This window comes from Mogibacterium kristiansenii (assembly GCF_009695905.1).
Lineage (GTDB): Bacteria > Bacillota > Clostridia > Peptostreptococcales > Anaerovoracaceae > Mogibacterium_A > Mogibacterium_A kristiansenii.
In genome coordinates, this window is sequence record NZ_VUNA01000004.1 from 57,296 (window position 1) to 83,799 (window position 26,504).

At 53.7% G+C, this 26,504-nt stretch carries 28 protein-coding genes; 20 read left to right on the forward strand and 8 right to left on the reverse strand.

Annotated elements, in window-relative coordinates:
• The first annotated feature begins 102 nt into the window (after positions 1-102).
• The 3 genes from FYJ65_RS02920 (at position 103) to FYJ65_RS02930 (ending at position 3,941) form a co-directional block, all read left to right on the forward strand.
• Positions 103-2,673, forward strand: coding sequence for an ABC transporter permease (locus FYJ65_RS02920; protein WP_154553859.1), 2,571 nt, complete (start codon positions 103-105; stop codon positions 2,671-2,673).
• 50 nt (positions 2,674-2,723) lie between these two features.
• Positions 2,724-3,461 (forward strand): ABC transporter ATP-binding protein, encoded by a 738-nt coding sequence (locus FYJ65_RS02925; RefSeq protein ID WP_154553860.1) that lies wholly within the window; start codon positions 2,724-2,726, stop codon positions 3,459-3,461.
• Positions 3,462-3,563: 102 nt separating this feature from the next.
• A complete protein-coding gene (locus FYJ65_RS02930) occupies positions 3,564-3,941 on the forward strand; it encodes a hypothetical protein (RefSeq protein WP_154553861.1) in 378 nt (125 codons plus the stop codon).
• Between the two features lie 140 nt (positions 3,942-4,081).
• On the opposite strand, the gene FYJ65_RS02935 is transcribed toward FYJ65_RS02930, so the two are convergent.
• Positions 4,082-4,987 (reverse strand): hypothetical protein, encoded by a 906-nt coding sequence (locus tag FYJ65_RS02935; protein WP_154553862.1) that lies wholly within the window; start codon positions 4,985-4,987, stop codon positions 4,082-4,084.
• Between the two features lie 667 nt (positions 4,988-5,654).
• Between FYJ65_RS02935 and FYJ65_RS02940 the strand changes: the two genes are divergently transcribed.
• The 11 genes from FYJ65_RS02940 (at position 5,655) to FYJ65_RS02990 (ending at position 17,234) form a co-directional block, all read left to right on the forward strand.
• Entirely contained in the window at positions 5,655-6,158 is a 504-nt protein-coding gene (locus tag FYJ65_RS02940) for a hemerythrin domain-containing protein (protein WP_154553863.1), read from the forward strand.
• Positions 6,159-6,413: 255 nt separating this feature from the next.
• Positions 6,414-7,109 carry a DUF1847 domain-containing protein gene (locus tag FYJ65_RS02945; protein ID WP_330636935.1) on the forward strand — a complete coding sequence of 232 codons (696 nt, stop codon included), beginning with the start codon at positions 6,414-6,416 and terminating at the stop codon, positions 7,107-7,109.
• A 25-nt stretch (positions 7,110-7,134) separates the two neighbouring features.
• Positions 7,135-7,446 (forward strand): YhbY family RNA-binding protein, encoded by a 312-nt coding sequence (locus tag FYJ65_RS02950; protein WP_154553864.1) that lies wholly within the window; start codon positions 7,135-7,137, stop codon positions 7,444-7,446.
• A gap of 60 nt (positions 7,447-7,506) precedes the next feature.
• Positions 7,507-8,355 (forward strand): sulfide/dihydroorotate dehydrogenase-like FAD/NAD-binding protein, encoded by an 849-nt coding sequence (locus FYJ65_RS02955; protein WP_154553865.1) that lies wholly within the window; start codon positions 7,507-7,509, stop codon positions 8,353-8,355.
• Positions 8,348-9,730 carry an NADPH-dependent glutamate synthase gene (gltA, locus tag FYJ65_RS02960; RefSeq protein WP_235898184.1) on the forward strand — a complete coding sequence of 461 codons (1,383 nt, stop codon included), beginning with the start codon at positions 8,348-8,350 and terminating at the stop codon, positions 9,728-9,730. Before FYJ65_RS02955 ends, gltA begins: the two co-directional genes overlap by 8 nt.
• Before the next feature lie 1,187 nt (positions 9,731-10,917).
• Positions 10,918-12,372, forward strand: a complete 1,455-nt coding sequence (locus FYJ65_RS02965) for a DUF7601 domain-containing protein (protein ID WP_154553866.1) — start codon at positions 10,918-10,920, stop codon at positions 12,370-12,372.
• Positions 12,365-13,120, forward strand: coding sequence for a class B sortase (locus tag FYJ65_RS02970; protein WP_154553867.1), 756 nt, complete (start codon positions 12,365-12,367; stop codon positions 13,118-13,120). Before FYJ65_RS02965 ends, FYJ65_RS02970 begins: the two co-directional genes overlap by 8 nt.
• Complete coding sequence (gene lepB, locus FYJ65_RS02975) at positions 13,117-13,638, forward strand: signal peptidase I (RefSeq protein WP_154553868.1); 522 nt, start codon at positions 13,117-13,119, stop codon at positions 13,636-13,638. Before FYJ65_RS02970 ends, lepB begins: the two co-directional genes overlap by 4 nt.
• Positions 13,639-13,651: 13 nt before the next feature.
• Positions 13,652-16,330: a DUF7601 domain-containing protein gene (locus FYJ65_RS02980; protein ID WP_154553869.1), complete on the forward strand. Its 2,679-nt coding sequence runs from the start codon at positions 13,652-13,654 to the stop codon at positions 16,328-16,330.
• A 66-nt stretch (positions 16,331-16,396) separates the two neighbouring features.
• Positions 16,397-16,687, forward strand: a complete 291-nt coding sequence (locus tag FYJ65_RS02985; RefSeq protein ID WP_328603033.1) for a GIY-YIG nuclease family protein — start codon at positions 16,397-16,399, stop codon at positions 16,685-16,687.
• A 76-nt stretch (positions 16,688-16,763) separates the two neighbouring features.
• The gene (locus FYJ65_RS02990; RefSeq protein WP_154553870.1) at positions 16,764-17,234 is read left to right on the forward strand and encodes a GNAT family N-acetyltransferase; all 471 of its coding nucleotides are present in this window, start codon (positions 16,764-16,766) and stop codon (positions 17,232-17,234) included.
• Between the two features lie 102 nt (positions 17,235-17,336).
• Here the strand turns inward: FYJ65_RS02990 and FYJ65_RS02995 are convergent, their stop codons facing one another.
• The 7 genes from FYJ65_RS02995 to FYJ65_RS03025 all read right to left on the reverse strand — a co-directional run bounded on the left by FYJ65_RS02995 (position 17,337) and on the right by FYJ65_RS03025 (position 21,356).
• The gene (locus FYJ65_RS02995; RefSeq protein WP_154553871.1) at positions 17,337-17,771 is read right to left on the reverse strand and encodes an Hsp20/alpha crystallin family protein; all 435 of its coding nucleotides are present in this window, start codon (positions 17,769-17,771) and stop codon (positions 17,337-17,339) included.
• Between the two features lie 282 nt (positions 17,772-18,053).
• A complete protein-coding gene (locus FYJ65_RS03000; protein ID WP_154553872.1) occupies positions 18,054-18,209 on the reverse strand; it encodes a rubredoxin in 156 nt (51 codons plus the stop codon).
• A 21-nt stretch (positions 18,210-18,230) separates the two neighbouring features.
• Positions 18,231-18,773 (reverse strand): rubrerythrin, encoded by a 543-nt coding sequence (gene rbr / locus FYJ65_RS03005; protein WP_154553873.1) that lies wholly within the window; start codon positions 18,771-18,773, stop codon positions 18,231-18,233.
• 25 nt (positions 18,774-18,798) lie between these two features.
• Positions 18,799-19,182, reverse strand: coding sequence for a Fur family transcriptional regulator (locus tag FYJ65_RS03010; protein WP_154553874.1), 384 nt, complete (start codon positions 19,180-19,182; stop codon positions 18,799-18,801).
• Positions 19,183-19,468: 286 nt separating this feature from the next.
• Positions 19,469-20,416 (reverse strand): L-lactate dehydrogenase, encoded by a 948-nt coding sequence (locus FYJ65_RS03015; RefSeq protein ID WP_154553875.1) that lies wholly within the window; start codon positions 20,414-20,416, stop codon positions 19,469-19,471.
• A gap of 120 nt (positions 20,417-20,536) precedes the next feature.
• Positions 20,537-21,085: a hypothetical protein gene (locus tag FYJ65_RS03020; RefSeq protein ID WP_154553876.1), complete on the reverse strand. Its 549-nt coding sequence runs from the start codon at positions 21,083-21,085 to the stop codon at positions 20,537-20,539.
• 49 nt (positions 21,086-21,134) lie between these two features.
• Positions 21,135-21,356: a tautomerase family protein gene (locus FYJ65_RS03025; protein ID WP_154553877.1), complete on the reverse strand. Its 222-nt coding sequence runs from the start codon at positions 21,354-21,356 to the stop codon at positions 21,135-21,137.
• 330 nt (positions 21,357-21,686) lie between these two features.
• Here FYJ65_RS03025 and acpP point away from each other — a divergent pair, with 330 nt between their 5' ends.
• Genes acpP through FYJ65_RS03055 form a run of 6 tightly spaced genes read left to right on the forward strand, consistent with a single transcriptional unit; the run spans position 21,687 to position 26,494 of the window.
• Entirely contained in the window at positions 21,687-21,914 is a 228-nt protein-coding gene (gene acpP / locus FYJ65_RS03030) for an acyl carrier protein (protein ID WP_154553878.1), read from the forward strand.
• 7 nt (positions 21,915-21,921) lie between these two features.
• Positions 21,922-22,458 carry an acetyl-CoA carboxylase biotin carboxyl carrier protein gene (gene accB, locus FYJ65_RS03035; RefSeq protein ID WP_154553879.1) on the forward strand — a complete coding sequence of 179 codons (537 nt, stop codon included), beginning with the start codon at positions 21,922-21,924 and terminating at the stop codon, positions 22,456-22,458.
• The gene (accC, locus tag FYJ65_RS03040; protein ID WP_154553880.1) at positions 22,452-23,834 is read left to right on the forward strand and encodes an acetyl-CoA carboxylase biotin carboxylase subunit; all 1,383 of its coding nucleotides are present in this window, start codon (positions 22,452-22,454) and stop codon (positions 23,832-23,834) included. Before accB ends, accC begins: the two co-directional genes overlap by 7 nt.
• A 3-nt stretch (positions 23,835-23,837) precedes the next feature.
• On the forward strand, positions 23,838-24,692 hold the full coding sequence (accD, locus tag FYJ65_RS03045; RefSeq protein WP_154553881.1) for an acetyl-CoA carboxylase, carboxyltransferase subunit beta: 855 nt from the start codon (positions 23,838-23,840) through the stop codon (positions 24,690-24,692).
• 18 nt (positions 24,693-24,710) lie between these two features.
• A complete protein-coding gene (locus tag FYJ65_RS03050) occupies positions 24,711-25,562 on the forward strand; it encodes an acetyl-CoA carboxylase carboxyltransferase subunit alpha (protein WP_154553882.1) in 852 nt (283 codons plus the stop codon).
• Positions 25,563-25,564: 2 nt separating this feature from the next.
• Positions 25,565-26,494: a beta-ketoacyl-ACP synthase 3 gene (locus tag FYJ65_RS03055; RefSeq protein WP_154553883.1), complete on the forward strand. Its 930-nt coding sequence runs from the start codon at positions 25,565-25,567 to the stop codon at positions 26,492-26,494.
• Positions 26,495-26,504: the final 10 nt, after the last annotated feature.

The following is a 26,504-nucleotide window of genomic DNA, read 5'->3' on the forward strand; positions in this document are numbered from 1 at the left end:
AGACGGCCGACCCGAAAGGGCAGGTCGTTTTTGCATGAGGATTATTCTTCCGGAACGCTATAATTTGTTCCCAATAAGATATAAGGGTGATATAATCAAACCATGAGTAACGAAAAAAAGAATCTACAACAGAATCCATCCCGGTATTTCCGGGTATTGACGGCGGTTCTTTTCTTGGCGGATGTGGTGTTGGCACCATGGCTTCGAGAAGGGAACCGAAGTTTTTCGGTGCGTGTTTTTATTCATGGTGTGAAAGCCGCCGGCGGAATTGAGAAATTCGCACTAACGGAGGCCGGAAAGGGAAACACCGAGGGGATTGCCAATCTCACCATGAACTATTGGTGCATTTATCTGATCATCTTTTTGGGGGCGGTGCTGCTGCTTCGGGCGGCATGGCTTCTTGCCGGCCGAAAGGAACGATTCCTCAGCGGGGCGGCATATGCTCTGGGGCTTCTGTACCTGTGCGCCTTTATGATTTTTAATTATTACGGGTACTCCGGCGGAATGATCGTGGGAATGCTGCTGGTGTTCCTGGATGCCATGCTTGGAAAATACCTGGACGAGCGGCAGGCCCTACGCGAAGCGGAAGCGGCGCTGCGAGCGAAAGAGCAGGCGGAAAAGGAAGAGAAAAAGCGGCGAGAGGCGTTCCCGGGCCGGTATGGGAGTGAATTCTATCGCGTGATTTTCAAGAACTTCCGGGCCAACATTCGGGATTTCCTGCTGTTCCTGGTGGGAGCGGTCCTGACCATGACGGTGCTCCTGGTCATCTGGGGAATGGAGCAGGGGTGCGGCGGAATTCGTCTGCTGGGGGCATCGGCGCTTCAGCAGCAGATAGCAAGCAGCCTGAAACAGCTGCTGCCGGTGTTCATGCTCCTGGCGGTGCTGATGCTGTCCCTGATTATCAGTGGATACCTGCGGACCCGCATGAAAAATTACAGCATGTACATCGCCCTGGGAATTCGGAACAAAACCCTGATTCGAATCATCGGGCTGGAATACGGCACCTGTATCCTCACCGCGTTGGCGGGGGGAATCCTCCTGGGACTGGCCACCCTGAAAATAATCGGGGTTCCGATTGCCGGGAATTTACTTCGAATGCTTCCGCCGGCCGTGCTCTGCTACCTGCTGGTGGTTCTGATTTCCACTTTGGTGAACTATCATATTTTTGAGTTCAAAAATGTCCTTCGTTACAACCGATCTTCCGCCAACGAACCGGTGCCTCGCTACGGCGCCGGCGTGATGATGGGAATCGGCCTGTTTGTCATGCTGGGAAGCCTGGGCCTCTTCGCCCGCCGTGGCTCTGGGGAGGATCTGTACATCCTGGGCGGCCTGATTGCCGGTTTTGGCCTGTTCCTGTACGGCGCGGCCACCCGAATTCTGAAAAAACGCGTCGACCGGCTCCAAGTAACGGAAACCGGCCTCCTGACCATCCTCCCTTGGCGCAACCGGTTTCGCACGAACGTTCGATTTTTGTTTTTACTGACGGCGCTGCAAATCATGCTGTTTGGCATTTTCCTGCCGCGGCTGGCAGCACAGGGAATTCCGCCGGAAAAAACCGCGCCCTATGACTACGTAGCAATGGTGTACGATTCGGATCTTCCGGATCTTCAGGGACTAAAAAAAGAAGGCACCCTGCAGGAACTTCCGATGCTGCGGGCGACCACGCCGCTGGGGGCAGATATTTCCCGGCTGAAGAAGGATTACCGGACGGTGCTGTGGCCCCAGGGGCAGCACATTGCGGTGTCGGAAAGCAGCTACCGGAAGCTTTGCCGGCAGGCGGGAAAAACCCCGCAGAAGCTGAATCTCAGCGCGGATGGCCATCGTGTGCACATCGTGATGCAGCAAAACGCCGCAAGTGAGGCGCACAATCTGGAATGGTACAGCGGGGGCGGCGGCAACCTGTTCCGGCTGGGGCAGCCGCTGGTGGCCTACGACCGAAATCAGGTGACCCGGACCTACATCCCCCACGACGCGACCTATGAGCGGACGAATTTGGTGGGCGCTTTGCATGCAGGAAATCAGGAAAACATCCTGGTTCTGTCCGATTCGTATTTCCGGTCCGTGTATTCGCAGAAGCGACAAGCGCGGGATCCGTCGGTAAGCATTCCCCCTTCCGCCGTGAAGGAGGGACCGGATCAGCTGGTACTGATTCGGGTGAAGACGGGACAGAATAAAGCGGTGGAATCGGTACTGAAGAAAATTCAGAAGAGGCATTCTTCCGACCTGCAGTACGATGAATCCATTCGGACCTGGTACGGTGTGGCGAAGGCGGAGAAGAACAACGAAGCGGCCGCCGATTTTGCCCGTCGGATGGAAGAGATGACCGCGGTGGGATTGTTATTGATGGTGCTGTTTACCTTCTGCATTCGATACAGTTTGGCGGGAGCGGAGCAGCGGAAGGAGTACCGATTGCTGGGCACTTTGGGGATGAACGACCGGGAGCAGGAGAAGCTGTTCAATCGGGAGGCTCGAACCTATGTGCTGTGCAGCATGGGGGCGGCGTTGGTACTGTCGGCGCCTTTTGCCGCATTGCTGCCGTTTCTGCGGATGTTCCGCCGGAGTCAGAGCCTTTTGTACCTGCGGAATCTGCTGGGACTCGGCGGCGGAACGATGGCCGTGCTGCTTCTGGTTCTGACGGTGCTGACGAGATATTACAGACGAGTGAATCGATAGATGTGCGGCGGTGAGCTGCCGCCGGCGAGACGTGATGGAGAGGATAGAGAATGAGCAGTGTGATGGAGCTAAAGGGGCTTCGGAAGAGATACGAGGAGAAGGGAGATTGGATTCTGAAGGGAATCGATCTCCGAATTGAAAAACAGGATTTTATTGCGATTATGGGACGATCCGGCTGCGGAAAGACCACGTTGCTGAAAACCCTGGGGTTGATTGAGTCTGCGACGGAGGGGGAATACTTCTTTGAAGGCAATGCGGTATCCGGACTGTGGGGAAGCGAGATCGCGGATATTCGCCGGCGGAATATGGGATTTATTTTTCAAGACTACAACCTGATGGGAAGCCTGACGGTGCGGGAGAACATCATGCTGCCGGCGCTGCTGGATAAAATGGACGAGCAGCAGCGGAAGGACCGGACGGAGAAGCTGATTCAGCGTTTCGGAATTCAGGCATATCGGGATAAGTATCCCCATGAAATGTCCGGCGGTCAGCAGCAGCGAGTGGCGCTTTGCCGGGCGCTGATCAACGATCCGGATGTCATTCTGGGGGATGAGCCTACGGGAAATTTGGATTCCGTGATGGGACAGCAAGTGATTGAAACCCTGGCGGAATTCAATGAGACGGACGGAAAGACGGTGATTCTCGTTACCCACGACCCGAAAATCGCCATGTATTGCCGGAAGGTTATTTTTATGAAGGACGGACATTTGCTGGATTGCTTGGAGAGACGTGATGCCGAGAAGGAGACGTTCTACCGGGAAATCGCGGCAAAAATGGAAGAATTGTAGCGCAAAAATGAAGAAATCAATGGATTTATATTGAAATTCGCGCATTTAAATGCTAAAATTTATGCGTATTTTTTGGGATCATGAAGAATTAATGGGGGAATAATGAAGAAACCGGCAAGAAGTGAGTATTTTTTTGGATGTGTATTGCTGATTATCGGCGTGATGGTGGGTCACCTGAGCATGGATTTTTTGGATGACGGAGAGATTCAGTCCATGTCCGTGGAGATTACGATGAGTGCAATTTTCATCCTGTTATTCACGGTGCTGATGGAAATTCTTTACGTTCTGTGGCGGCGAAAGAAGAAGCAGGACGAGGGCCGCCTGGATATTCCGGCCACGACGATTATTCTCCTGCTGGTCATCGGTTTTCTGGCGTCCATTTGCATACGCCTGATTAACGATGTGACGGGCATGAGGGAGTTTCTCCTAAGTGAGGATTTCAAGAGCTTCGTGGTGAATGCGATAAAGAGCAAATTCTAAATGGAAATATATGGATTCGGCCGTGCGCGGGAAAGCACGCGAGGAATCGAGAGAGAAATCGAGAAAATTGACGACAGAGTACCCAGAAACGAGGGCCTGTCGTCAATTTTTTTTGGAGGTCGGTCGGACGCCGCTGGATATCACGAAGCTGTTTTTATGAGCAGATTGAAGTCGGCGAAATCGTGAAGCTGTTTTTCCCGGATGGCCAGAAGGGATGTGGTCGGGACGGAATTGTATAAATATTCAATTTGGCCGGAGATCCATTCTAGGTCCAGCCCGCTGTCGGTCTCGAAGGACATCTGGAGGTTGATGCCGGGAATAAAACCCAGCTCCCGGTAGATGTCGGTTTTCCAGTTGAAGCTGTCGCGGTACTGCCGGGAATTCTCCGCGTGAAACCAGCGCCCCAAGTGCTCCCAGAGAATGACCTGGCCGGTGACTGGGTGAATCAGCAGGAAATCGGGGCAGAGGTATTTGCCCGGGGCGTATTCGACGGGATATTCGTAGAGGACGTAGAAGCCCGCGGCACAGAAACGTTCGTACAGCAATGCTTCCACGCGGCTTCGCACCAAAGTGCCGTCAAAGGTGGTAATCCGAAGGGCCTCCGGATGCCTGGGCGGAATCGCAGCCTTCCGTTCCCGCATCGCCTGAACGCGGGCTTCGATGCTGTCGGTGTTCAGCTCCAGGATGTCGGTCAACAGAGGAATGTACTGCTTCGGGAGACGCTGCCGAACGGATTCCACGTCGGTGTCGCAATACCGTTCTGTGAACTCCCGGAGGAGACGGATGTTGTCATCCAGAATTTCCACCATTTTCTTGCAGAAGCGCAGTTCACGAATCTTTCGGACGACCTCGTGGGTTTCCCGACCTAAATAGCGCCGCTTGCCACCCTTCTTAAGACAATAATAGTAAGGTGTTCCTTTGCGAAGACTGGATTGTAAGAGAATTCCATCGTAAGCGGAGAGGCTTCGCATTTTCTTTTGATACTGTCGTTTGAGCTGTCGGTGATCGTTCAAAGCCAAGAGGCAGATTTTTTTGTAATCATTCATAGTGGACCTTCCTTTCCTGTTTCAGAATTATTCTCTTATCATTATGACAGAAAAAAATTTCCCCTTCAGTACACATTTATCGAGAAAAATCGAGAAATCTAGGTTAGAAGACAGAAATTGACGATGAAACCCTGGTTTTTTAGTGTTTATCGTCAATGCTCATGAAAGAACAAGGCAGTATTAGAGTTGAGAGCTAAATAGAAACGGAAGAATTGACGATAAGGGGTTCTTTTATGGGGCTTTGACGTCAATTGCTTTTGTTTTGAAAAGCAGCGAGCGGAGATTTCAATAGAAGAAAAGAGAGAGTTGACGATGAAGACTTGATTCTGAGGGCTTCATCGTCAACTTTTCAAAAAAAGTATTACTTTATTAGAGCAGCTAAAACGCCATTGAATTAGAATTGACGTTGGGAGGCGGTTTCCCGGAGTTTCATCGTCAATTTGCACGAAAGACGGCCGGGAAAATGACAAAGGGCGGCCGGGTGAAGCGACCAAAGCCGGCAGAATCCCCGGGTCCAGCCGCCTCGGGCACATCACCGGCTGTTCATGGAACGCACATGAAACAGTTACGGATTCCGGAAGTTCAGATGATACAATGACCGTACCGAGGAGGGGGCGCCGGAGTGTAGGGTATTCCGGCAGAGGTCTTCTCTGGTGGAAAGGAGAAAATGAAGAAGATGAATAATCTGAACATTCTGAAATTGGAAAACGCCGTGCTGCAGAAGCAGATCGATGTGGTACGGAGAAATATACGCGCCGGGCAGAACCGGGATCTTACACGGGAAGAAGTAGAAATTCTGAGAGGTGTGGGCGAACATTATGCCAAGAAGTGGGATGTTCTGTATCCGATGCTGAAGAAGGGATACGGGGCTGCCGGCTGGGTGAAGCAGATGAAAATGGAAGAGGATGAAATCGTCGCGGAATTGCGTTCCCTGGTGCGCTTCCCGGATAAGGAGGAGTGGGAAGAGAAGGTGGAAGCGGTGCTTCGAAAGATGGAACGTATGATTTACGAGGAAGACTACATGCTCTATCCGAACTGCCTGCAGTTTTTCCGGAGGGGCGAAGGTATTTGGATGAACCGGAGCGACCGGGATGGGTATGCGAACTACCGGGCGCTCCGGACTAAAGTCGTAAGGTACCGGAGGGCGCTGCAGCAGCGAAGCTTTCGATAAAAAAAGATGGGAAGGCATTCGGCGTCCGAGCGGACAACGGATGAGGAGTGTAACCGGTGGGGAAACCTGCCGGTTTTTTTAGGGATGAAAGCGTGCAACATCACTGCTAAAACGGGAAATCTCGAGATTCATGCAAAAAGTTCAGATAAAAAACAGAGGTAAACCAATTTTTAGTGCAAAAAATCTTTAGAATTACTTGAAAAATAAGGAAGATATGTTATCCTTAATACAAATGTTTTTAAATATTGGAGGAGCATGATGAACGAGGAAACCAAACGCTCCTGTGTGGACTGCGGTGTATACAACTGTCACACGCGGGACAAGGAATATCCGGACTTCTGCCTGACCACGGAATTGACGGACGAGGAAAGAGCGGAAGTGTGGAAGCTGTACGAGGAGCCGGAGAATCAGAAGGCGTCGGTAGTATCCGCTCAGATTGAATCGGATTTTTACCTGCGATACACTCGGGTGCAGGAAATCGTAGCTTTTGCAAAACGGATGGGCTATCACAAGATCGGAATTGCCACCTGTGTGGGTCTGATTGAGGAAAGCCGGATTTTTGCCCGGATCCTTCGGAAGAACGGATTCGAAGTGGTAGGCGCCGTGTGCAAAGTGGGTTCTTTTGAGAAGACCAAGGTGGGCGTCCCGGAAGAGGACACCCGGATTACCGGTCCGATTATGTGCAATCCGATTATGCAGGCGAAAATCATGAACCGGGAGAAGACGGATTTCAACGTGATCGTGGGGCTATGCGTGGGACACGACAGTCTTTTCTATAAATATGCGGATGCCCTGTGCACCACCCTGGTAACCAAAGACCGGGTGATGGGTCACAATCCGGTGGCGGCGCTGTACCAGGCGAAAGCGTACTACAAGCGTCTCAGCAACGAGCCGATTGCGGCGTATCCGGAGGACGTAAACCCGAAACAGCCGGAAGCTTCTGCGAGATAGCGATTTTATTTTTGGAGGAGAGAGGATGCTGACAGGAAAGCAGAGAGGTTATTTGAAAAAACTGGCGCAGACCGTGCAGCCGGCGGTAATCGTCGGCAGAGCCGGAGTGACGGATGCGGTGATGCAGACCATCGATGAATATCTGACCGCCAATGAGCTGCTGAAAGTGGCCATTCAGGAGGGTGCAGAATTGGAGGCCAAGGAGACCGCCAATCAGGTTGCGGATGAGCTAAAAGCAGATTTCGTCCAGGCCATCGGCCGGCGGTTCGTGCTTTACCGGAGAGCAAAGGATCCGGCGAAGCGGAAGATTACACAGCGCATGCAAGACGAGATGTAGTTTCCCGGCGGAGACTGCGGGATCGTTGCAGGATATTTTTACTTGAGGAAGGAGTTAGAAATGCACAAGATTGTACTGAAGAAACAGCTCAGCCACGATATGTTCTGGATTGAGTTCGAGGCACCTTTTGTTGCAAAGAAAGCGAAACCGGGACAGTTCATTATTTTCCGCGTGGATGAATACGGGGAAAGAGTTCCGATTACCATGGCGGGAACAAATAAGGAGACGGGAACCGTAACCCTGATTTTCCAGGCAGTGGGAAGAAGCACCATGCTGCTGTCCCAGCTGGAAGTAGGCGATTACATTCAGGACGTGGTTGGACCGCTGGGAAAACCGACCCACATGGAGGGCCTGAAGAAGGTCTGCGTGGTTGGCGGCGGTACCGGAAACGCACTGGCATACCCGGTGGCAAGAGGTCTTGCGGAAGCCGGCGTGAAGGTGGACATGGTTTCCGGATTCAAAACCGAGGAGCTGATTGTGCTGAAGGAAGAGTTTGAAGAAGCGGTAGATAATTTCTACCTGATGACGGACGACGGTTCTGCCGGCGAGAAGGGGTTCACCACCACGAAGCTGGAGGAACTGATTAAGGCCGGAAACGATTACGATGAAGTCATCACCGTTGGACCTCCGATCATGATGAAGTTCGTCAACGAGGTGACTAAGCCTTACGGAATCAAGACCATCGCATCTCTCACGGCGCTGATGATCGACGGAACCGGAATGTGCGGCGGATGTCGAGTTTCCATTAACGGCGAGACCAAGTATGTCTGCGTAGACGGACCGGAATTCGATGCGGCAGCGGTAGACTGGGATGTACTCATTGCCCGCAATGCATATTACCACGAAGAAGAGAAGGAAGAACGGGATCATATCTGCCGACTGACAGGAGGTGTAAGACACTATGAATAATCAGATGACAAAGACACCGATGCCGTCTCAGGAACCGGATGTCAGAAATAAGAATTTTAAGGAAGTTGCTCTGGGATACACCGAGGAGATGGCGGTAAACGAAGCGCAGCGTTGCCTCAATTGTAAAAACAAGCCTTGCGTGACAGGATGTCCGGTAAACGTACGGATTCCGGAATTCATCGCAAAGGTAGCCGAGGGGGATTTTGCCGGTGCCTATGAAGTGATCACTTCCACCAACTCCCTGCCGGCAGTGTGCGGCCGTGTATGCCCGCAGGAAACCCAGTGCGAAGGAAAGTGCGTTCGCGGAATCAAGGGCGAGCCGGTTGCTGTAGGCAGACTGGAGCGTTTCGTAGCGGATTGGCACAGAGAGCACATCGGCAATGATAAAGTAGAAAAAATCCCATCCAACGGCAAGAAGGCTGCCGTTGTCGGTGCCGGCCCGGCCGGACTGACCGCTGCCGGTGATCTGGTGAACAAGGGATACGAAGTAACCGTTTTCGAGAGTCTCCACAAAGAGGGCGGCGTGCTGGTATACGGAATTCCGGAATTCCGTCTGCCAAAGGATATCGTGGCATACGAAATCGACACCCTGCGGAAGAAGGGCGTCACCTTCTACCACAACGTGGTAGTGGGCAGATCCCTGGATATCCAGGACCTGTTCGATGAGGGATACGACGCTGTATTCGTCGGTACCGGTGCCGGCCTTCCGAAGTTCATGAACATCGAAGGCGAGAACCTGGTAGGCGTATACTCCGCCAACGAGTATTTGACCCGAATCAACCTGATGAAGGGCTACCTGGACGAGTACGACACTCCGATCAAAAAGCACAAGCAGGTTGCGGTTGTAGGCGGCGGAAACGTTGCCATGGACGCAGCAAGATGCGCTAAAAGAATGGGCGCTGAGGTCCATGTAATTTACCGGAGAGGCAGAGATGAGATGCCGGCTCGTGCCGAGGAAATCGAGCACGCAGAGGAAGAGGGCATTCAGTTCCACCTGCTGAACAACCCGGTTCGCATTCTGGGCGACGAGAACAACTACGTAAGCCAGATCGAGTGCATCAAAATGGAACTGGGCGAGCCGGATGCTTCCGGACGTCGCAGACCGGTTGCCATTGAGGGTTCCGAGTTTACTTTGGACGTAGACGGTGTCATCATGGCTCTGGGTACCAGCCTGAACCAGCTCATCGTGGATACCACCGAAGGACTGGACGAAAACGCACGCGGCGGCATTCAGATTGATGAAGAAACCGGTGCTTGCACCAGAGAAGGCGTGTTCGCCGGCGGTGATGCGGTAACCGGCGCTGCCACTGTAATCAAGGCCATGGGCGCCGGCAAACTGGCGGCTGCTCACATGGACGAGTATATGCAGAAATAGAATGACGAGTCCTTTAAGTGGACTTCGCAGGCTGCCCCAGGGGGATCTGGGGCAGCCTGCTTTTTTTGTCTCGGCAGGCCGTTGGGCATTCGGGCCGGGAGACGTGGTGCTTGGCGACGAAGGAATAAGGGCTAGCGGGGAGAGGCGCACCACGTCCGGCCCGCCGTCGGCCCCAATTGTTCGAGGGACGTGGTGCTCGCCGACGAAGGAATAAGGGCTAGCGGGGAGAGGCGCACCACGTCCGACCCGCCGGCGGTCCCAATTGTTCGAGGGACGTGGTGCTCGTCGACGAAGGAATGAGGGCTAGCGGGGAGAGGCGCACCACGTTCGGCTCGCCTCGGGTCCCTTGGGTTCTGGAGACGTGGTGCCCGTCGACGAAGGAATAAGGGCTAGCGGGGAGAGGCGCACCACGTCCGGCCCGCCGGCGGCCCCAATTGTTCGAGGGACGTGGTGCTTGGCGACGAAGGAATAAGGGCTAGCGGGGAGAGGCGCACCACGTCCGGCCCGCCGGCGGCCCCAATTGTTCAAGGGACGTGGTGCTCGTCGACGAAGGAATAAGGGCTAGTGGGGAGAGGCGCACCACGTCCGACCCGCCGGCGGCCCCAATTGTTCGAGGGACGTGGTGCTCGCCGACGAAGGAATAAGGGCTAGCGGGGAGGGAGGCACCACGTCCGGCTCGCCGGGGACCCCTAGGGCTCTGGGGACGTGGTGCTTGGCGACGAAGAAACAAGGGCTAGCGGGGAGGGAGGCACCACGTCCGGCTCGCCGGGGACCCCTAGGGCTCTGGGGACGTGGTGCTCGCCGACGAAGAAACAAGGGCTAGCGGGGAGAGAGGCACCACGTCCGGCTCGCCTCGGGTCCCTTGGGTTCTGGAGACGTGGTGCCCGTCGACGAAGAAATAAGGGATTGCGGGGAGGGGTGCACCACGTCCGGCCCGCCGGCTGCCCATCGCAGACCCAACCGGGCCAGAAAGAAGAAAACGGTTAGATTAGCACGCAAATAATACTCTAATACAACTAGTAAATATTTTTAATCCCGAAAAACCGAATAATAAGTTTAAGATTCCCCTTTTCAGTACCCATTCATGCCGGATGAAAACAAACGTGTACTGAAGGGGAATTTTTTATGTGCCATAATATCCCCACAGCAAATGCAAAGTCATCGATTTAAGTTCTAAGGAGGGAAAAATGAAAAAAGAAAAACGGGCCAACGGCCCCCACACAGTGACCGGAGGGCCGGCCAATCACACCGAAGGTCCGGCCAATCACACCGGAGGTCCGGCCAATCACACATCACACAGAATACGGGCAGGCCTGCTGGCCGTCTGTCTGACTTTGGGCGCGGCAATCCCAAGCGGCGCATGGGCTGCGGGAAAGGACCCTCGTCAGGCGGTTTCCGGTGACGAAGCCACCCTGACCATGGGCAAAATCCTCACGGCCAACCATGCCGGAAAATTTCCGGGTACTTTGCGGAACGTGAAGTACAAGCTGACGGCGGTACGAGGTTTTGACAACGCCAACGAAAGCACCGGCGCCAGCGGAAAGCCCATTGCGGCGGAGAATATGCCTATGCCGGAAGCGTCTGCAGCAGAACACCATCAGGTAAAAGTAAACGGCACCAATGCCGAGATTACGGTGGGAGATTTTCAGACGGCGGAGCGGGACAGCGACACGAAGAAGAGCCGCGTGACCCCGGTGAAAATCAAGTTCCGCCGGGCCGGCTATTATCTGTATAAGCTCACGGAAGAAGGCTCCGACCCGGAGAAGGTGCCGGGTGTCACATACGATGACCACAGTTATTTTGTGGCCGTTTACGTAACAAACAAAACCGACGATGCGGGAAACACGGAGGATGGCGTATATGTGCACAATATTACCTCCTATCGGAATGAATCCGGCAAGGAAAATTATCAGCCGAATCTCTCGGACATCTCCGGAATCACCGACAACGGCGGAAGCGATGCCACGGAAAACGTCAGGGAAAATCTGGCAAAAGTCGGAACATCCGACGGCGAGCATCCAAACCGGCTGGAAGCCTATCGCTTCTGGAATGACGCCCACGTCCAGGACCTGGTAATCACCAACAACGTCAAAGGAAATCTGGGGGACCGGAATAAAGCCTTCGAATTTCAAGTAAAGCTGTCCGGATTGGAGCCGGGAACCGCTTACACCACGGAGGAAGCGGCGGCGGATACGGGAGACCGAACCGACGACGGGGTGAATGTGGTACGGGCATCGGTGGGAACAATTCAAGGGAAGACCCTCGTTTCCGACGATTCCGGAAAAGCAGAATTCACCGTTCGTCTGAAGGACGATGAAAAATTTGTTCTGAACGGGCTGCCGGTTTCCGCATCGTATCAGGTAACGGAGCAGGCCAGCGACCATATCGCTTCCTACCGAATCAGCGGTTCCGGAAAAACACCGGAAATTCAGAACAAGATGAAGGATAACGACATCAAGGACAAAGCACTGAGCACCGAAGCGGAACGCGTGGATGAGGCGGACGGAACCGTCACGGTGGCCTTTATCAATGAGCGAAATCTGGCAACCGTCACCGGCGTAGCGGAGAGCACCGGACCGGCGGCACTTCTGGCTATCGCGGCAGCCGGCGCTATTGCCACACGCCGCCGGAAATATGAATAGATCCGAGGAGAGCCGGGAACTGGATCGTTGGAATCGCCGCGTACGGCGAAGCATCCGGGCGGACCGCATCGTCTCATGGATGCTGAAATGGTTCGTGCTGACCTTGCTGATCATGGTGGGCTTTTCCTACTACGACATGTATCGATTTACCCGGGCGGGAATCGACGGAGTGGCGTATCGGGATTTTGCGGCTTTGCGGCAAATTAATCCCGATGTGGCCGCCTGGCTCACTTTGGATGGAACCCATGTGGACCATCCGGTGGTGAAGGGAACGGATAATTTCGAATATTTGGACCGGGACTTCTACGGAAAAACCTATGCCGGCGGCACCCTGTTTCTGGACGAGCAATGCCCCAAGGATTTCGCCCAAGGATACCAGCTCATTCACGGCCACCATATGGCCGGAGGTGCCATGTTCGGCGACCTGAAGAAGTATTTGGACAAGAATTTCTTCCATAAAAACAAAAGGGGTCAGCTGCTGACACCGAAGGGCCGATACGATTTGGAGATTATCGGGGCAGGCATATTCGATGCCTATGATTCCAAAATCTACAGCATAAACGGAAAGAAGAACCGCCCCATGGAATCCTTCCGCCGGTGCAGGCGGAAACGGCCGGTCCGCGGGAAGTTCCGGGACCGGCTCCTGTGCCTGTCCACCTGCTCCGGAGATATGGACGACCGGAGGATCGTGGTGTTCTGCCGAATGACGGAACCGGAAGAGTCTCATACGGAAGGAAGAAAAGAATGACAGAAGAAATTGCGGAAAAAAAGAGAATCGTGAAGAGCATCCGGAAGGGAATCCTGATTCGTGCGGGAACCTTCGCCTTGACGCTATGGATTGTTTTTACGTTCGTATTCGGAATCCGGATTGCAGACAGAAACGATATGGCACCGGCGATTCGGGAGGGAGACCTGGTGGTGTACTATCGGTGCGGAGATTTTGTCAACCGGGACAGCGTGGTGTATGAAGCGGACGGGAACGTGTACCTGGGGCGGATTGCCGGATGCCAGGGAGCGGTTATCGGAAAAACCGAAGATCACCGCCTGACCATCGATGGGCGGATTCAGCCGGTACAGCCGGGACTGGGAATTTACAGTGAAACGCCGGCCGGAGATCTAAAGGCAGAGGTTACCGTGGAACCGGGACGGTTTTTTATCCTGGGAGACTGCAGGGAGGAATCTGCGGACAGTCGATGCTTTGGAACGATTGAAAAGGACCAAATTCGGGGGAAGGTATTTCTCCTGTGGCGACGGCGCAACATATAGAAAGGAGAGAAGTATGACGAGAAAAATAGCGACGCTTTGGCTCGCCCTGATTCTGTGCATGATGTATGCGGTTTCCGTGGGTGCGGAAAGCCGATGGATGACGGAGATCAAGGTGAGCTACAGTGCAGTGGGCAGCCCGGGAGATGCGGAGGGTGTTTTTCAATTGCGGGGGACCACGGAAGATACTCCCATGCCGGAAGGAGCAGTGGGGCACCGGCTTTGTGTGCCGGCGGGAGAGACGCGTTCTTTTGGGGAAATCGTTTTTCCCGGCCCCGGTGTGTATATCTATGAAGTCAATCGCCGGAATAATCCGGAAGGCATCACCGCCCGAGATTCCTCGGTGTACCGGGTAACGGTGGTAGTGCGAAGCGACGGAGATGTGCAGCAGGTGATTGAGACGGACGGAGAGAAGGTGACGGAAATTCGGTACGAAGATCGGTATGAGAAGGCGGCTTTGGTGGAGACGGGAGATGTAAAATCCCTGTTTCTCCCGGGCGCGGGTTTTCTCGGCGCGTTGGCGGCGTTGTTTTGTCTAAGGAAGAATCGCCGAAAACGAAAGAAGGATTGCATGCGCACCCTTGTCGGTACGCTGCTTCTTTTTACCCTGTTCACAATCGGTGCGGGAGTGCCCACATACGGTGCCACCAAAGATCTTCGGGTGACCTACGACCGATTTCAAGAGCTGCCGGAGAATTACGCGAAGATTACCGGACTGCCCCTGCAGGAGGCGGAGATTACCACCACGAACGGAAATATCCACAAGTACAACGGATACGTGGGGAACAATCAGACGGAGAAGCGGGATTTTGTGGCGTACTACGGAGCGGTGAAGTTCGGAACGCGGAATCGAAATGACACAAGCAATGCGGTTACGAAGGCCAACGAGGTAAAAGGAAATATCACCTTGCGCTGGCGGAACCGGGCGGTTCTTTCGGACAACACCAAGGCCGACGTGAAGGTCGTGGTGAGCGGATGGACTTTTTCCCTGGGAAAAAATCAGAATTCAAAGATTGGGAATGACACAAAGGTGTACGTGCCAATTCTTCAGTCCTCAGGACCGAACAGCAAAGCCACGGAGCTGTGCACCGCTTCCCCGCGCACGAAGTACAGCGTGAACAACGGAACCACGGCCAATTCGTTGGCGGGAGCCTGCATCACCACGAAGTGCAATGTGAAGATTCAAATCCTTCAGTCGGGAACGGATGCGCCGGTGGACGAAGCGAAATATCCGCGGTTGCTCTTCGGGTTCCGGGATTTGGATGTGGAGGATACCACCATCGCCAAAGGGAAGAGTGCGGCGGAACGGTATAACGGACCCTACGCAGAGGGCGTAGAGCTGATTTCCGGATTCGAGAGCCCGGTGGCACTGGCGAAGAAAAGTGATTCCAACAAAGCAATGCAGACGCTGGAAAAGGTGATGACGGTAGGAGAGAACCTGCGGGTCTGCGGGGACGGTGCGAAGATGGAAGCCTACAACAAGGCCACCGGAACCAGCGGCGACAACGGAACCTATTACTCCGGTTTTATTTCCCCGGTGCAGCCTCAGGGCTTTAGTTTCAAATGGACGGGTTCCATCAGTATTTCCGGGAAAATGATGGGGACGGCGTTGTGGACGCAGCCGGAGGTGGCGGTGAAAGCCACTCGAGGCGAGGGCGGTTCCATTCAGAAGGAAGGACTCACCACCTACATTATCAACAGTTCCACCACCTACGATTACACCCCGGCGAAAGGGTACCGGGTAAAATCCCTGACGGTAGAGGGGGAGCCGGTGGATTTCAATCCGGCGGGCGGAACCTATCGCTTCGATCGCCTGTACACCAGTCCGGTACACCCGCGAAGCGCCAAGACGGGCCGGGAGCTGGAGACCAAAATCTACACCATCGATGTCCAATTTCAACGGATTGAACACAAAATCACCACCAAGGTGACCGGCGGAACCATCGATCCCGACGTGGTGGTGGGAGAAGGAGATGATGAGACCATTCACTACCGTCCGAACGATGGGTATGAACTGGAGAAGGTGACCGTGGACGGCGAGGCGGTGAATGTAAAAGAATATCCGAACGAATATACTTTTACCGATGTTCAGAAGGATCACCACATTGAAGTGGTGTACCGAAAAATTCCGGTGGGCACCCTAACCCTGCGTAAGGAAGTGACCGGTGCGCTGGGGGATCGAAGCAAGAAGTTCGAATTCCAAGTGAGCTTATCCGGGCTGAAGCCTTCCGCCGAATACGAGGCGGACGGCATCGAAGCGGCGGACACGGGAGAGCTTACGGAAAAAGGTTTTTCTTCGGATGAAAGCGGAAAAGCGGAACTTCGTCTGAAATTGAAGGACGACGAAAGCGCACAATTCAAAGAACTTCCGGCGGGTACAACGTATCGGATTACGGAAGCGGCCAGCGACCACATCGCCTCCTATCGGCAGAAAGCCACCGGTGAAAAACCGACGCATCAAGCCGTGCAGCGGGAAAATGCCGATGCGGGAAAGGGACTCGCCACGGAGGCGGAAGTGCTGGATGAAGAGGATGGGGACATTGAAGTGATCGTCACCAACAACCGTCCCATCGCCACGGTCACCGGCGTGGGAAACAGCGACGCGCCGTATTATGCGGCCGGAATTGTCACGCTTCTTCTGTGTGGCGGATGGATTTTCGGTGTGGTACTATATAAAAGAAAAAAGTATCACTAAAAAGATTGCGGGCGGAACCGGGGTTGGGCCGAATACCGCAATTCCGAACAGAGAAAGAAGCGCGCAGTGGAAGAGAATCAGCAGAAGACGCAATACGTATATATTCTCCGGTGCGGGGACGGCACCCTGTACACCGGCTGGACCACGGATCTGGAGCACCGGGTGGCCATGCACAATGCCGGTAAGGGGGCCAAATACACCCGCGCTCGCAGGCCGGTGCGGCTGGAATATTATGAGGAATACATGGATAAGAAGGAAGCTTTGCGGCGAGAATGCGCCATTAAGAAGATGACGCGCAGTGAAAAGCTTCGGCTGATTCAAGAGTCGGGGAACTTTGCCATCAAGGGGAATCTATGATATCATAGTACTTAACAAGGGGTTTAAAATCGGGTCTATGGATTTAATCTTATAAAGAAAGAATCGTGGAGGACGAATGGAGAATCGAGAAAAGCTGACGGTGATGCGCTGCGTTCGACCGGAGGAGAAGGAACGGGTGCTGACCCTGGTATCCGATGTTTTTGAAATCGAGCAAGGCATCCCGCGGGACATGGATGACATTCCTGCAGAGAAATCACCCCAGTGGTGGTGCATAGAGATTTCCGGCAGGATCGTGGGGGGAATCGTATCCTGGGAAGAACCGGAAGGGCCGCATGTAGGACGCTTTGCCGTTCATCCAAGCTTTCGGCACCGCCATCTGGGCACCGACCTGCTGCGCGGGGTTTTGAGTGCACTGTTTGCTCTGGGGGCTTCGGAGGTGTACGGAGACGCTCGGGATGTGACGCTGAAAATACTTTTGAAAATGGGCGCCGAAGTTATCGACGAGCCGTACGAGTTCTACGGCAGCAACTGCACGCCGTTCCGGGTGAAGAAAAATGAGTTTATCGAGTCCCAACGGCTGAAGTAGAACGCCAAAAGAATCGGGTAAAAGAAAAATCGCAGAGCCGGAGACTTCCGACCCTGCGAATTCTTTTTTTATCGGAGCGTTTCGGGAACGTCTCACGTTGGACTATCCTTCGATATGAACCAACTGCTTGGTTTCGTTCTGCGGAAGCGCTTCGGCCTTTGGAACGGTCAGACTCAGAATGCCGTTGGTGAATGCGGCACCGATGTCCTCGCCTTTTACGGCGTCGCCCACATAGAAGCTGCGCTGGCAGCTGCCGGTAAAGCATTCCTTCCGGATGTACTTGCCGTCTTCCTTGTCTTCTTTGTTCTCCTTGTGGGAAGCGGATACGGTGAGGTAACCCTTGTCCACGGAAACTTCTATATCGTCTTTGTCGTATCCCGGAAGCTGCATATCAATCTGATAGGATTGATCCAGTTCCTTGACATCGCACTTCATGCTTGCGGTCGGCATGTAGCTTCTTCTTGCCGGAGCGTTAAAGAAATCATCAAAAAAGTCATCATTTGTAAAATCATTTGTAAATACACTAGGCAGTAACATAATTAAATCCTCCTTTTACTGACGTTATACACAATCGAAGGAGAACCGGTGGAGTCTCTCAGGGAGAACACTCCTGGTCGGAACTCATCTGTTCTCTTGTTGTAACCTCTTTCCGATTACAACTATGTTATAACTCTTTTTGTTAGCACTGTCAATAGGTGAGTGCTAATTATAGTGTGAAGAGTCTGTGACGATACAAAATGAAAAGGCGAAGAGCCGAAGCAGGATTCCCGCTCCGGCTCTTCGCCGCTATCTCTTAAGTGTTAATTGAGGGCTGAAAAACTATTCTGCCGAGAACTGGTCTTTTCCGACGGAGCACAGAGGACATTCGAAATCCTCCGGAATGTCTTCCCATTTGGTGCCCGGAGCGATTCCGCCTTCCGGATAACCCTGCTCTTCGTCGTATTCCCATCCGCATACATTACATACGTACTTCATAATCGTACCTCCTTTTATCGTTTAGTAATTCTCTGCATGAACTTCAAAGTAGCTCTGCGGGTGACTGCATACCGGACATACTTCCGGCGCCTTGGTTCCTACCACGATGTGACCGCAGTTCCGGCATTCCCATACCTTCACTTCGCTCTTTTCGAATACCTGAGAAGTCTCGATATTCTTCAGCAGCGCCCGGTATCTCTCCTCGTGGTGCTTCTCGATTGCCGCTACTGCACGAAATTTCTGCGCCAATTCCGGGAAACCTTCCTCGTCCGCGGTCTTTGCAAAACCATCATACATGTCGGTCCATTCGTAGTTCTCGCCGGCAGCGGCCGCAGCCAGGTTCGCCGGAGTGTCGTTCAACTCTGCCAATTCCTTGAACCACATCTTTGCGTGTTCTTTTTCGTTGTCCGCGGTTTTCTGGAAGAGGGCCGCCATCTGCTCGTAGCCTTCCTTCTTCGCAACGGATGCAAAATAGGTGTATTTGTTTCTCGCCTGAGATTCTCCGGAAAATGCTTCCTGCAAATTCTTTTCTGTCTGTGTTCCTGTGTACTTATTCTTAGCCATTTTCTTCCTCCTTGTTGAAATTGTGCTATTCCGTCCGGCAATCCGGGCAGATTCCTTTAAAAGAAATATCGTAATCCAGAAATTCCATTCCCCGAGGTCCCCGAACCTTCGACATCAAATCCGAAAGCGCGTCCATCTTCACATCGAAGACCTCGCCGCATCGAATGCACCGCACATGGTAGTGATCCTTCAGGGTAAAATCAAATCGATCCGGGCCGTCCGGGATTTCCACTCGGCGAATCTCGCCTTCCTCCGCCAAAATCCCCAGATTCCGGTAGATAGTTCCCTTTCCGATGTGGGGGTGATTCTTTCGAATAAATTCAAACACCTCTTCGGCGGTAACATGACTCTTCATGGTGCGGATGGCTTCCAGCACCAGATTTCGCTGTATGGTATTGCGTCGTTTCATCGAGCCTCCTTATTAGGAATAATTCTTTATAAATATAATATACTACATGAGTAAAAATGTCAAGGTAAAAATAAACTATTTTCGTACAGAATGTCCGAAGGAAAGAAGAAAACAGGCTCCGAAAAACGGACCTGCTCTCTCATGTGTGATAATGTAATGAATGAAACTTAGGTTGGCAAAGGTACCAATAGTCCCATCACTATGCAATGCAAGGCCGGAAACGCAATTTGTCAGTGGAAGGTTGGACGCTTCCGGCGAGGCAATATATTTTTATGAACATCAATGACTACAGCGAGTCTGCAATCTTGATGTTGGCGCGGATGGCGTTGCAGCTGTCGTTGAACTTGTCCAGTTCTTCCTGCGTCAGCGGGAATTCCACGACACGCTCCACGCCGTCTTTGCCGATGATGCACGGAACGCCGGCGTAGACGTCGCGCTGGCCGTACTCGCCGTTCAACTCGGTGCTGGCCGGCATGAGAATCTTCTCATCGTGAAGAATTGCTTTTACCATGCGTGCGGCGGTGGTGGAAATGGAGTATTCGGTGGCATGCTTCCAGCTGAAGGTGACCCAGCCGCCGTGGCGACCCAGCTGCTCTACTTCCGGTCGGTCAAAATCCCAGCGAGGATCTTGTTTCGCCATCTCGTCGATGGACAGGCCATTGACGGTGACACAGGACCAGGCAGCAAACATGGAATTGCCGTGTTCGCCGAACATGAAGGCCTGAATGGAATTCGGATCCACATTGGTCTTTTTTACAATCTGGGTAACCAGTCTGGCGGAATCCAGACCGGTGCCGGTACCCAGCACGCGGCCCTTTGGGAGGCCAAGGCTTTTGGCGATTTCTCGGGTAACGACGTCGCATGGGTTGCTGATGTTGAGAACCACGCCGTCGAAACCGGCTTTGCGAACGCGGTCCACCCAGGTGTGAACGGCGGGAATCGTGAACTTCAGCTCTCTGGATCGATCGTCGGATCCCAAGAGCAACTCAATGTGCCCGGCACTGTTAACGATTAAATCGCAATCGGCCAAATCCTCATATTCTCCGATGGACACTCTGGTGCGGTGCGGCATATGAGGAAGCGCATCCAGCAAATCCTGATATTCACTCTCCACTCTGGCGGTGTCCGTGTCCGCCAGCACCAGCTCGTCCACGATGCCCTGAATTGCCAAGCTGTACGCAACATGAGCTCCTACGTGACCGACACCGATGATTCCAACTTTTCGATTATTCATTTCCTTATCTCCTTCTATCCCTGTTATATATATTCCTTTGAACCCGCGGAGGAGTTCGCGCCCTTCGGATATCTGCGATTCCTTTGGGCTGTTCGATTGTTTTGATAAACTATATTATACTCAAGAATTTGTTAAATGCAATAAAAATAAGCGATGTACACAAAATAAAACAAATTCTTTGTGCACATGTACAAACATATGCGGCACCCCCTGGGCGGCTGGAAGCCGCCTGCCGTCGGGCCGCAGTGAGGAAAAGTGGGCGGGACTTGGTGCAAAGGGAACGGAGTAATAAGGGTTAGAGGGGTTCCTTGCACCAAGTCCTGAACCGCGCGCCGGCGAAAAGAGGATGAAACTTGGTGCAAAGGGAACGGAGTAATAAGGGTTAGCGGGGCTTCTTGCACCAAGTCCGGCGCCACGCGGCGGCGAAAAGAGGATGAAACTTGGTGCAAAGGGAACGGAGTAATAAGGGTTAGTGGGGTTCCTTGCACCAAGTCCTGAACCGCGCGCCGGCGAAAAGAGGATGAAACTTGGTGCAAAGGGAACGGAGTAATAGGGGTTAGCGGGGCTCCTTGCACCAAGTCTTGAGCCGCGCGCCACCGAAAAGGCAAAAAAAAGCTGCGGCCCGAGCGAGAATCCATCTTTCTCTCCCGAAGCCGCAGCCATTTGCATCTTTTTCTTTTGAAGTTGCCAAACCGACGATGTGAAGTCGCCAAGTCGACTATTTTACCTTGTACATCTCGCCGGAGTAAATCTTATCTTCCGGAATCTTCTCCCCAACATCCCGGTTCCAATCTTCCGGTGCAACATCCTCAACGGATACGGAGAGTGCTTCCGCCGGGCAGCCCAGCGCTTCCTGTGCGCACTGCAGCAGCTTGTCCGCAAGATCCTTCTTCTTCTCATCGTCCCGTCCCGGGAACATCTTTACATTAATATGTGGCATGGTGTGCCTCCCTTCCTTAATTTAAAAACCTATCACCAGTATGTCCGCAAAACCCGGTTCTGTCAATCGGATTTTCCCGTTGAGCCACGCCAACAGATTGGCTTTCCGCAATTGAGAATCTCTACCCGATACTTTTTTATTAAAAAATTTTAACTATATGAAGGATTCTTCACATAACTCGTATTGACACCGTCGGGAACCGGGTGTATTATATTCAAGAATTTTAATTAAAATATTTTATTTAAATTTCTTTACAAAAAATATTTTAACCAACAAACATACCGAAAAAATATTTCCAAATTAAAACCAAGCGAAGAAGGAGAAAAGAAAATGACATTTGACAGAGTAAAAGAAGTGATGATAGACACCCTGAGCTGTGACGAGGACAAGATTACACCGGAAGCATCCATCGCAGAGGATCTGAAGATCGACTCCCTGGATGCCGTAGAGCTGGTAATGGCACTGGAAGACGAGTTCGGCGTGAAGATTCCGGACACCGAGCTTCCGAACATGAAGCTGGTCAGCGACGTTGTTGCTTGTGTTGAGAAATATCAGTAGGTGAATTATGGACAGTCAGAAAATCGTCAAGGATCTTCTGAACGAATTCAAGGAATCGGATTTGACGGAATTTGAAATGGAGACTGCGGAACTGCGGCTTCGGTTCGGTCGAGGCGTAAATGCCGGAAGCGGAATGGCATCCGGCAATTCCTTTGCCCAAAATAATCCGGCCGCGGAACGGGTTTCCGGCAATGCCGCTGCACCGGCAGCAAGTGCCTCGGAGACCGTAAAGGAAAACGCACCGTCAGCAAGTGCCCCGGAGAACGTAAAGGAAAATGCGCCGGCGGCAGGCACCGACGACAATCTGGAGCCGGTAAAAGCACCGCTGGTGGGAACCTTCTATGCGGCACCGTCTCCGGACGCCGATCCTTTTGTTCAGGAGGGCCAGAAGGTATCCAAAGGGGAAACCCTGTGCATTCTGGAGGCCATGAAAATGATGAACGAATTAACCGCACCGTACGATTTGATCGTTCGCCGCATTCTGGGAGTGAACGGAGAGATGGCGGAATACAATCAGGTGCTTTTCGAGGTTGAAAAATGTTAAAGAAAATTCTTGTGGCAAACCGAGGAGAAATCGCGGTTCGCATCATTCGGGAATGTCAGGACTGCGGAATCCCCGCAGTAGCGGTGTTCTCCGAAGCGGACCGAAATTCCCTTCACACCCTGATTGCGGATGAAGCGGTTTGCATCGGTCCGGGGAATGCCTCCGGAAGTTATCTGAATATGGACAATATCCTGCAGGCGGCCATGTCCACCGGATGCGACGGCATCCATCCCGGGTTCGGCTTGCTTTCGGAGAACGCGGAGTTCGCCCGGAAGTGCCGGGAGAACGACATCAAGTTCATCGGTCCGGATGGGGATACCATCTCCAAGATGGGGGACAAATCCACCGCTCGTCAGATGATGATGAAAGCCGGCGTTCCGGTGGTTCCCGGTTCGGACGGCGCCGTGAAGACGCCGGAAGAAGCCCTGAAGGTAGCGGAACGCATCGGGTATCCGGTGCTGGTAAAAGCATCCGCCGGTGGCGGCGGCCGCGGCATGCGGAGAGCCGACTCTCCGGAAGAACTGCCCACCGCGATGGAACAGGCGGGAATGGAAGCGGCAGCGGCCTTCGGCGACGGCACCGTGTACCTGGAGAAGCTGATCATCAACCCGCGGCACATCGAAGTGCAGGTTTTGGGAGATCAGCACCATAACGTGATTCATCTGGGAGAGCGAAACTGCTCCATCCAGCGGCGGAATCAGAAGATGCTGGAAGAAGCCCCGGCCTTCGGCCTTCAGGAAAGCACCCGAAAGACCCTGTGCGAGGCGGCGGTTGCGGCGGCAAAAGCCTGCGACTACGAAGGTGCCGGCACGGTGGAATTCGTCATGGACGACCGGGAGAATTTTTATTTTATCGAAATGAACACACGAATTCAGGTGGAGCATCCGGTAACGGAAATGGTGACGGGAATTAACATCGTGGCGGAGCAGCTGCGGATTGCCTCCGGCGCGCCCCTTCGGTATACCCAGGATGAGATTCAAGTAAAGGGACATGCCATCGAATGCCGAATCTGCTGCGAGGATCCGCTGAATGATTTCGCTCCGTGCCCGGGAAAGGTGGACTTCGTGCACTTCCCGTCGGGTTTTGGAACCCGGGTGGAGAGCGCCCTGTACAGCGGTGCGGAAATCAGTCCGTACTACGATTCCATGGTGGCCAAGGTCATCGTAAAGGGAGAGAACCGAATCGGTGCGGTGCGCCGCATGAGAAGAGTGCTGGGAGAGACCATCATCCGTGGTCCGAAAACCACCCAGCCGTTACAGCAGATGATCCTATACAACCGGAAATTCCTTCGGGGAAATTACAACACCGGTTTCATCGGAGAGGAGCTGCCGGAGCTGACGGAAATGATTCAGACAGCAGGAATGATAAAGGAGTAAAGAATGAATCCGTTTCAGGAACGAAAGGGTGTAATGAAAGCCATTCACCGGCTGGCTCACGCCAAAGAGCCGGCAGCCAAGATTCGCCGGGACAAAGAACCGGTGGAATGCCGGGCCTGCGGTGAGACCGCTATGCGGGAGGAATGGCGGGACAACCTGTATATTTGCCCCCACTGCGGAAACCACCGGGGGATGACGGCCGCATCGCGGATTCGCATCACCGCGGATTCCGGAAGCTTTCGGGAATTTGGCCGCAGCATTCGCGGCGGCAATCCGCTGGGTTTCCCCGGATATACCGAGAAGATTCAGGGAATGCGGGATAAAACAAATCTCAACGATGCGGTGGTAACCGGAACGGCAAAGATTCACGGACGGCGCACGGTGTTGGTCGTGATGGACAACCGATTCATGATGGGCAGCATGGGCATGGCGGTGGGAGAAAAAGTCACCCGCGCCTTTGAATATGCCACGAAGAAAAAACTGCCGGTCATCGTGTTCTCCACTTCGGGCGGCGCTCGGATGCAAGAAGGCATGATGTCCCTGTTGCAGATGGCGAAGACCTCCGCGGCGGTGGCCAAACACGATGAAGCGGGGCTACTGTACGTATCGGTTATGACTCACCCGACTACCGGCGGCGTTACGGCAAGCTTTGCGATGCTGGGAGATATCCAGCTGGCGGAGCCGGATGCCCTGATCGGTTTTGCGGGTCCCCGGGTCATCGAGCAGACCATCGGGGAAAAGCTTCCAAAGGGCTTTCAGCGGGCTCAGTTCCAGTACGACCACGGATTCCTGGATCGAATCGTGGATCGCCGCGAAATGCGGGATACCCTGGGACGAATTCTGGAGCTGCACGCGTAGGTGATTGAAGGAGCAGCAATGATGATGAAGATAACGGAACGGCGGCCGGCGGACCGGGTGCGGATTGCCCGGATGGAATCCCGGCCGACCACGAAAGAATATATAGAAGCGATGATTGAGGATTTTCTTCCCTTGGGCGGAGATCGGGCCTACTCGGAGGATGAGGCGATTATCGGAGGCATCGGAAGCTTTCACGGAATTCCGGTGACGGTAATCGGCCACCAGAAGGGCCGTTCCCTGGAGGAAAACCTGAAAAGAAGATTCGGCATGCCCAACCCGGACGGGTACCGGAAGGCCCTTCGCCTGATGAAGCAGGCGGAGAAATTCCACCGGCCGATTATCACCTTTGTGGATACCCCGGGGGCATATCCGGGAAAGGAAGCGGAGGAGCGAGGTCAGGGCAGCGCCATAGCGGAATGCCTGAAGACCTTGTCCCGGGTGTCTGTGCCGGTGATTTCTGTTTTTATCGGCGAAGGCGGAAGCGGCGGCGCGCTGGCCATCGGTATCTGCGATCGGATGATCATGCTGGAGAACGCCATCTATTCCATCCTGTCGCCGGAGGGTTTTGCCAGTATCCTGTGGAAGGACGGAACCCGGTGGGAGGAGGCCAGCGAAGTGATGCGGCTCACCGCACCGGATCTGAAGAAGATGAACGTGTGCGACGTCATCGTGCCGGAACCGGGAGAGGGAGCGCACGAGCAGCGGCCCTTCGTTTTCGCAGAAGTGGAGAAGGAAGTGGCGCAGGCGCTGACGGAGCTTCAGCGGATTCGCCGAAAGGATATTGCGGAACTTCGGTATCGGAGACTCCGGAACGTGGGACGGGAGCTCCTTCGGGAGAATCCGTGGGATTCAGGAGAAGAACAGGAGTAATTATGGCAGGAATGAAAATCCTCGGATGGGGCAGTGCCCACGGAGACCGATGCGTTTCCAACGAGGACATGAAACAGTATGTGGATACCAGCGATGAGTGGATTCGAAGCAAGACGGGAATCGGCCAGCGGTATTTTGCAGAGAATAAAAGTAATTTGGATATGGCGGCAGAGGCCGGAGCGAAAGCAGTGGCCCATCTGACACCGGAAGAGAAGTCGGAAATCGACGGACTGGTCGTGGCTACTTTTACGCCGGATATGGCGACACCGTCCATGGCGGCGGAAGTGGCGGGTCGGCTGGGCATTTCCGGAAAGGTGATGACCCTGGACGTGAACAGCGCCTGCTCCGGATTCGTGTACGGACTGGTGCTGGCCAACGCGCTGATGAGCAGCGGTTTTCGGCGGATTTTGCTGATTGGAAGCGAGAAAATCAGTCCCATGATGGACATGGAGGACCGGAGAACCTGCGTCCTCTTCGGCGATGCGGCGGGAGCTGTGGTGCTGGAAGCAGATCCGGACGGGGAGTTTGAGCACCTGGAGGGAACGGAACCCAACCACGATATCCTGTGGTGCGACCGATTCGATCCCAATATCCGGATGGCGGGACAGGAAGTGTATCGTTTTGCGGTATCGGCGGTGCCGGAGTGCGGAGAAGAGCTTCTGCGCCGGGCGGGCAGAACCGTCGAGGATGTGGATCGGTATATCTTCCATCAAGCCAACATGCGGATCATTCGAAGTGCCGTTCGGAAGATGGGCATTTCGGAGGAGAAGTGTTTCCTGAACGTGGAGCAGTACGGAAATACCTCCGCGGCCAGCGTAGCGGTGGCATTGGCGGAATGCCTGGAAAGAAAAGAAATCAAGCGGGGAGACCGGATGATGGCAGTGGGCTTTGGGGCCGGACTGACTTACGGCGGTGTTCTCATGACAATCTAAAGGGACAGGA

Bases quoted from the DNA above. Each gene is read 5' to 3' on its own strand.
- gltA (WP_235898184.1), top strand. From the start codon at position 8,348: ATGAATAATCAGATGACAAAGACACCGATGCCGTCTCAGGAACCGGAT.
- FYJ65_RS02945 (WP_330636935.1), top strand. From the start codon at position 6,414: ATGATGAACGAGGAAACCAAACGCTCCTGTGTGGACTGCGGTGTATAC.
- FYJ65_RS03020 (WP_154553876.1), bottom strand. From the start codon at position 21,085: ATGCAAATGGCTGCGGCTTCGGGAGAGAAAGATGGATTCTCGCTCGGG.
- FYJ65_RS02995 (WP_154553871.1), bottom strand. From the start codon at position 17,771: ATGTTACTGCCTAGTGTATTTACAAATGATTTTACAAATGATGACTTT.
- FYJ65_RS03055 (WP_154553883.1), top strand. From the start codon at position 25,565: ATGGCAGGAATGAAAATCCTCGGATGGGGCAGTGCCCACGGAGACCGA.
- acpP (WP_154553878.1), top strand. From the start codon at position 21,687: ATGACATTTGACAGAGTAAAAGAAGTGATGATAGACACCCTGAGCTGT.
- FYJ65_RS02950 (WP_154553864.1), top strand. From the start codon at position 7,135: ATGCTGACAGGAAAGCAGAGAGGTTATTTGAAAAAACTGGCGCAGACC.
- FYJ65_RS02990 (WP_154553870.1), top strand. From the start codon at position 16,764: ATGGAGAATCGAGAAAAGCTGACGGTGATGCGCTGCGTTCGACCGGAG.
- FYJ65_RS02980 (WP_154553869.1), top strand. From the start codon at position 13,652: ATGACGAGAAAAATAGCGACGCTTTGGCTCGCCCTGATTCTGTGCATG.
- accC (WP_154553880.1), top strand. From the start codon at position 22,452: ATGTTAAAGAAAATTCTTGTGGCAAACCGAGGAGAAATCGCGGTTCGC.
- accD (WP_154553881.1), top strand. From the start codon at position 23,838: ATGAATCCGTTTCAGGAACGAAAGGGTGTAATGAAAGCCATTCACCGG.
- accB (WP_154553879.1), top strand. From the start codon at position 21,922: ATGGACAGTCAGAAAATCGTCAAGGATCTTCTGAACGAATTCAAGGAA.
- FYJ65_RS03010 (WP_154553874.1), bottom strand. From the start codon at position 19,182: ATGAAACGACGCAATACCATACAGCGAAATCTGGTGCTGGAAGCCATC.
- rbr (WP_154553873.1), bottom strand. From the start codon at position 18,773: ATGGCTAAGAATAAGTACACAGGAACACAGACAGAAAAGAATTTGCAG.
- FYJ65_RS02940 (WP_154553863.1), top strand. From the start codon at position 5,655: ATGAAGAAGATGAATAATCTGAACATTCTGAAATTGGAAAACGCCGTG.
- FYJ65_RS02920 (WP_154553859.1), top strand. From the start codon at position 103: ATGAGTAACGAAAAAAAGAATCTACAACAGAATCCATCCCGGTATTTC.
- FYJ65_RS02955 (WP_154553865.1), top strand. From the start codon at position 7,507: ATGCACAAGATTGTACTGAAGAAACAGCTCAGCCACGATATGTTCTGG.
- lepB (WP_154553868.1), top strand. From the start codon at position 13,117: ATGACAGAAGAAATTGCGGAAAAAAAGAGAATCGTGAAGAGCATCCGG.
- FYJ65_RS02925 (WP_154553860.1), top strand. From the start codon at position 2,724: ATGAGCAGTGTGATGGAGCTAAAGGGGCTTCGGAAGAGATACGAGGAG.
- FYJ65_RS02970 (WP_154553867.1), top strand. From the start codon at position 12,365: ATGAATAGATCCGAGGAGAGCCGGGAACTGGATCGTTGGAATCGCCGC.
- FYJ65_RS03000 (WP_154553872.1), bottom strand. From the start codon at position 18,209: ATGAAGTACGTATGTAATGTATGCGGATGGGAATACGACGAAGAGCAG.
- FYJ65_RS02935 (WP_154553862.1), bottom strand. From the start codon at position 4,987: ATGAATGATTACAAAAAAATCTGCCTCTTGGCTTTGAACGATCACCGA.
- FYJ65_RS02930 (WP_154553861.1), top strand. From the start codon at position 3,564: ATGAAGAAACCGGCAAGAAGTGAGTATTTTTTTGGATGTGTATTGCTG.
- FYJ65_RS03015 (WP_154553875.1), bottom strand. From the start codon at position 20,416: ATGAATAATCGAAAAGTTGGAATCATCGGTGTCGGTCACGTAGGAGCT.
- FYJ65_RS03025 (WP_154553877.1), bottom strand. From the start codon at position 21,356: ATGCCACATATTAATGTAAAGATGTTCCCGGGACGGGACGATGAGAAG.
- FYJ65_RS02965 (WP_154553866.1), top strand. From the start codon at position 10,918: ATGAAAAAAGAAAAACGGGCCAACGGCCCCCACACAGTGACCGGAGGG.
- FYJ65_RS03050 (WP_154553882.1), top strand. From the start codon at position 24,711: ATGATGATGAAGATAACGGAACGGCGGCCGGCGGACCGGGTGCGGATT.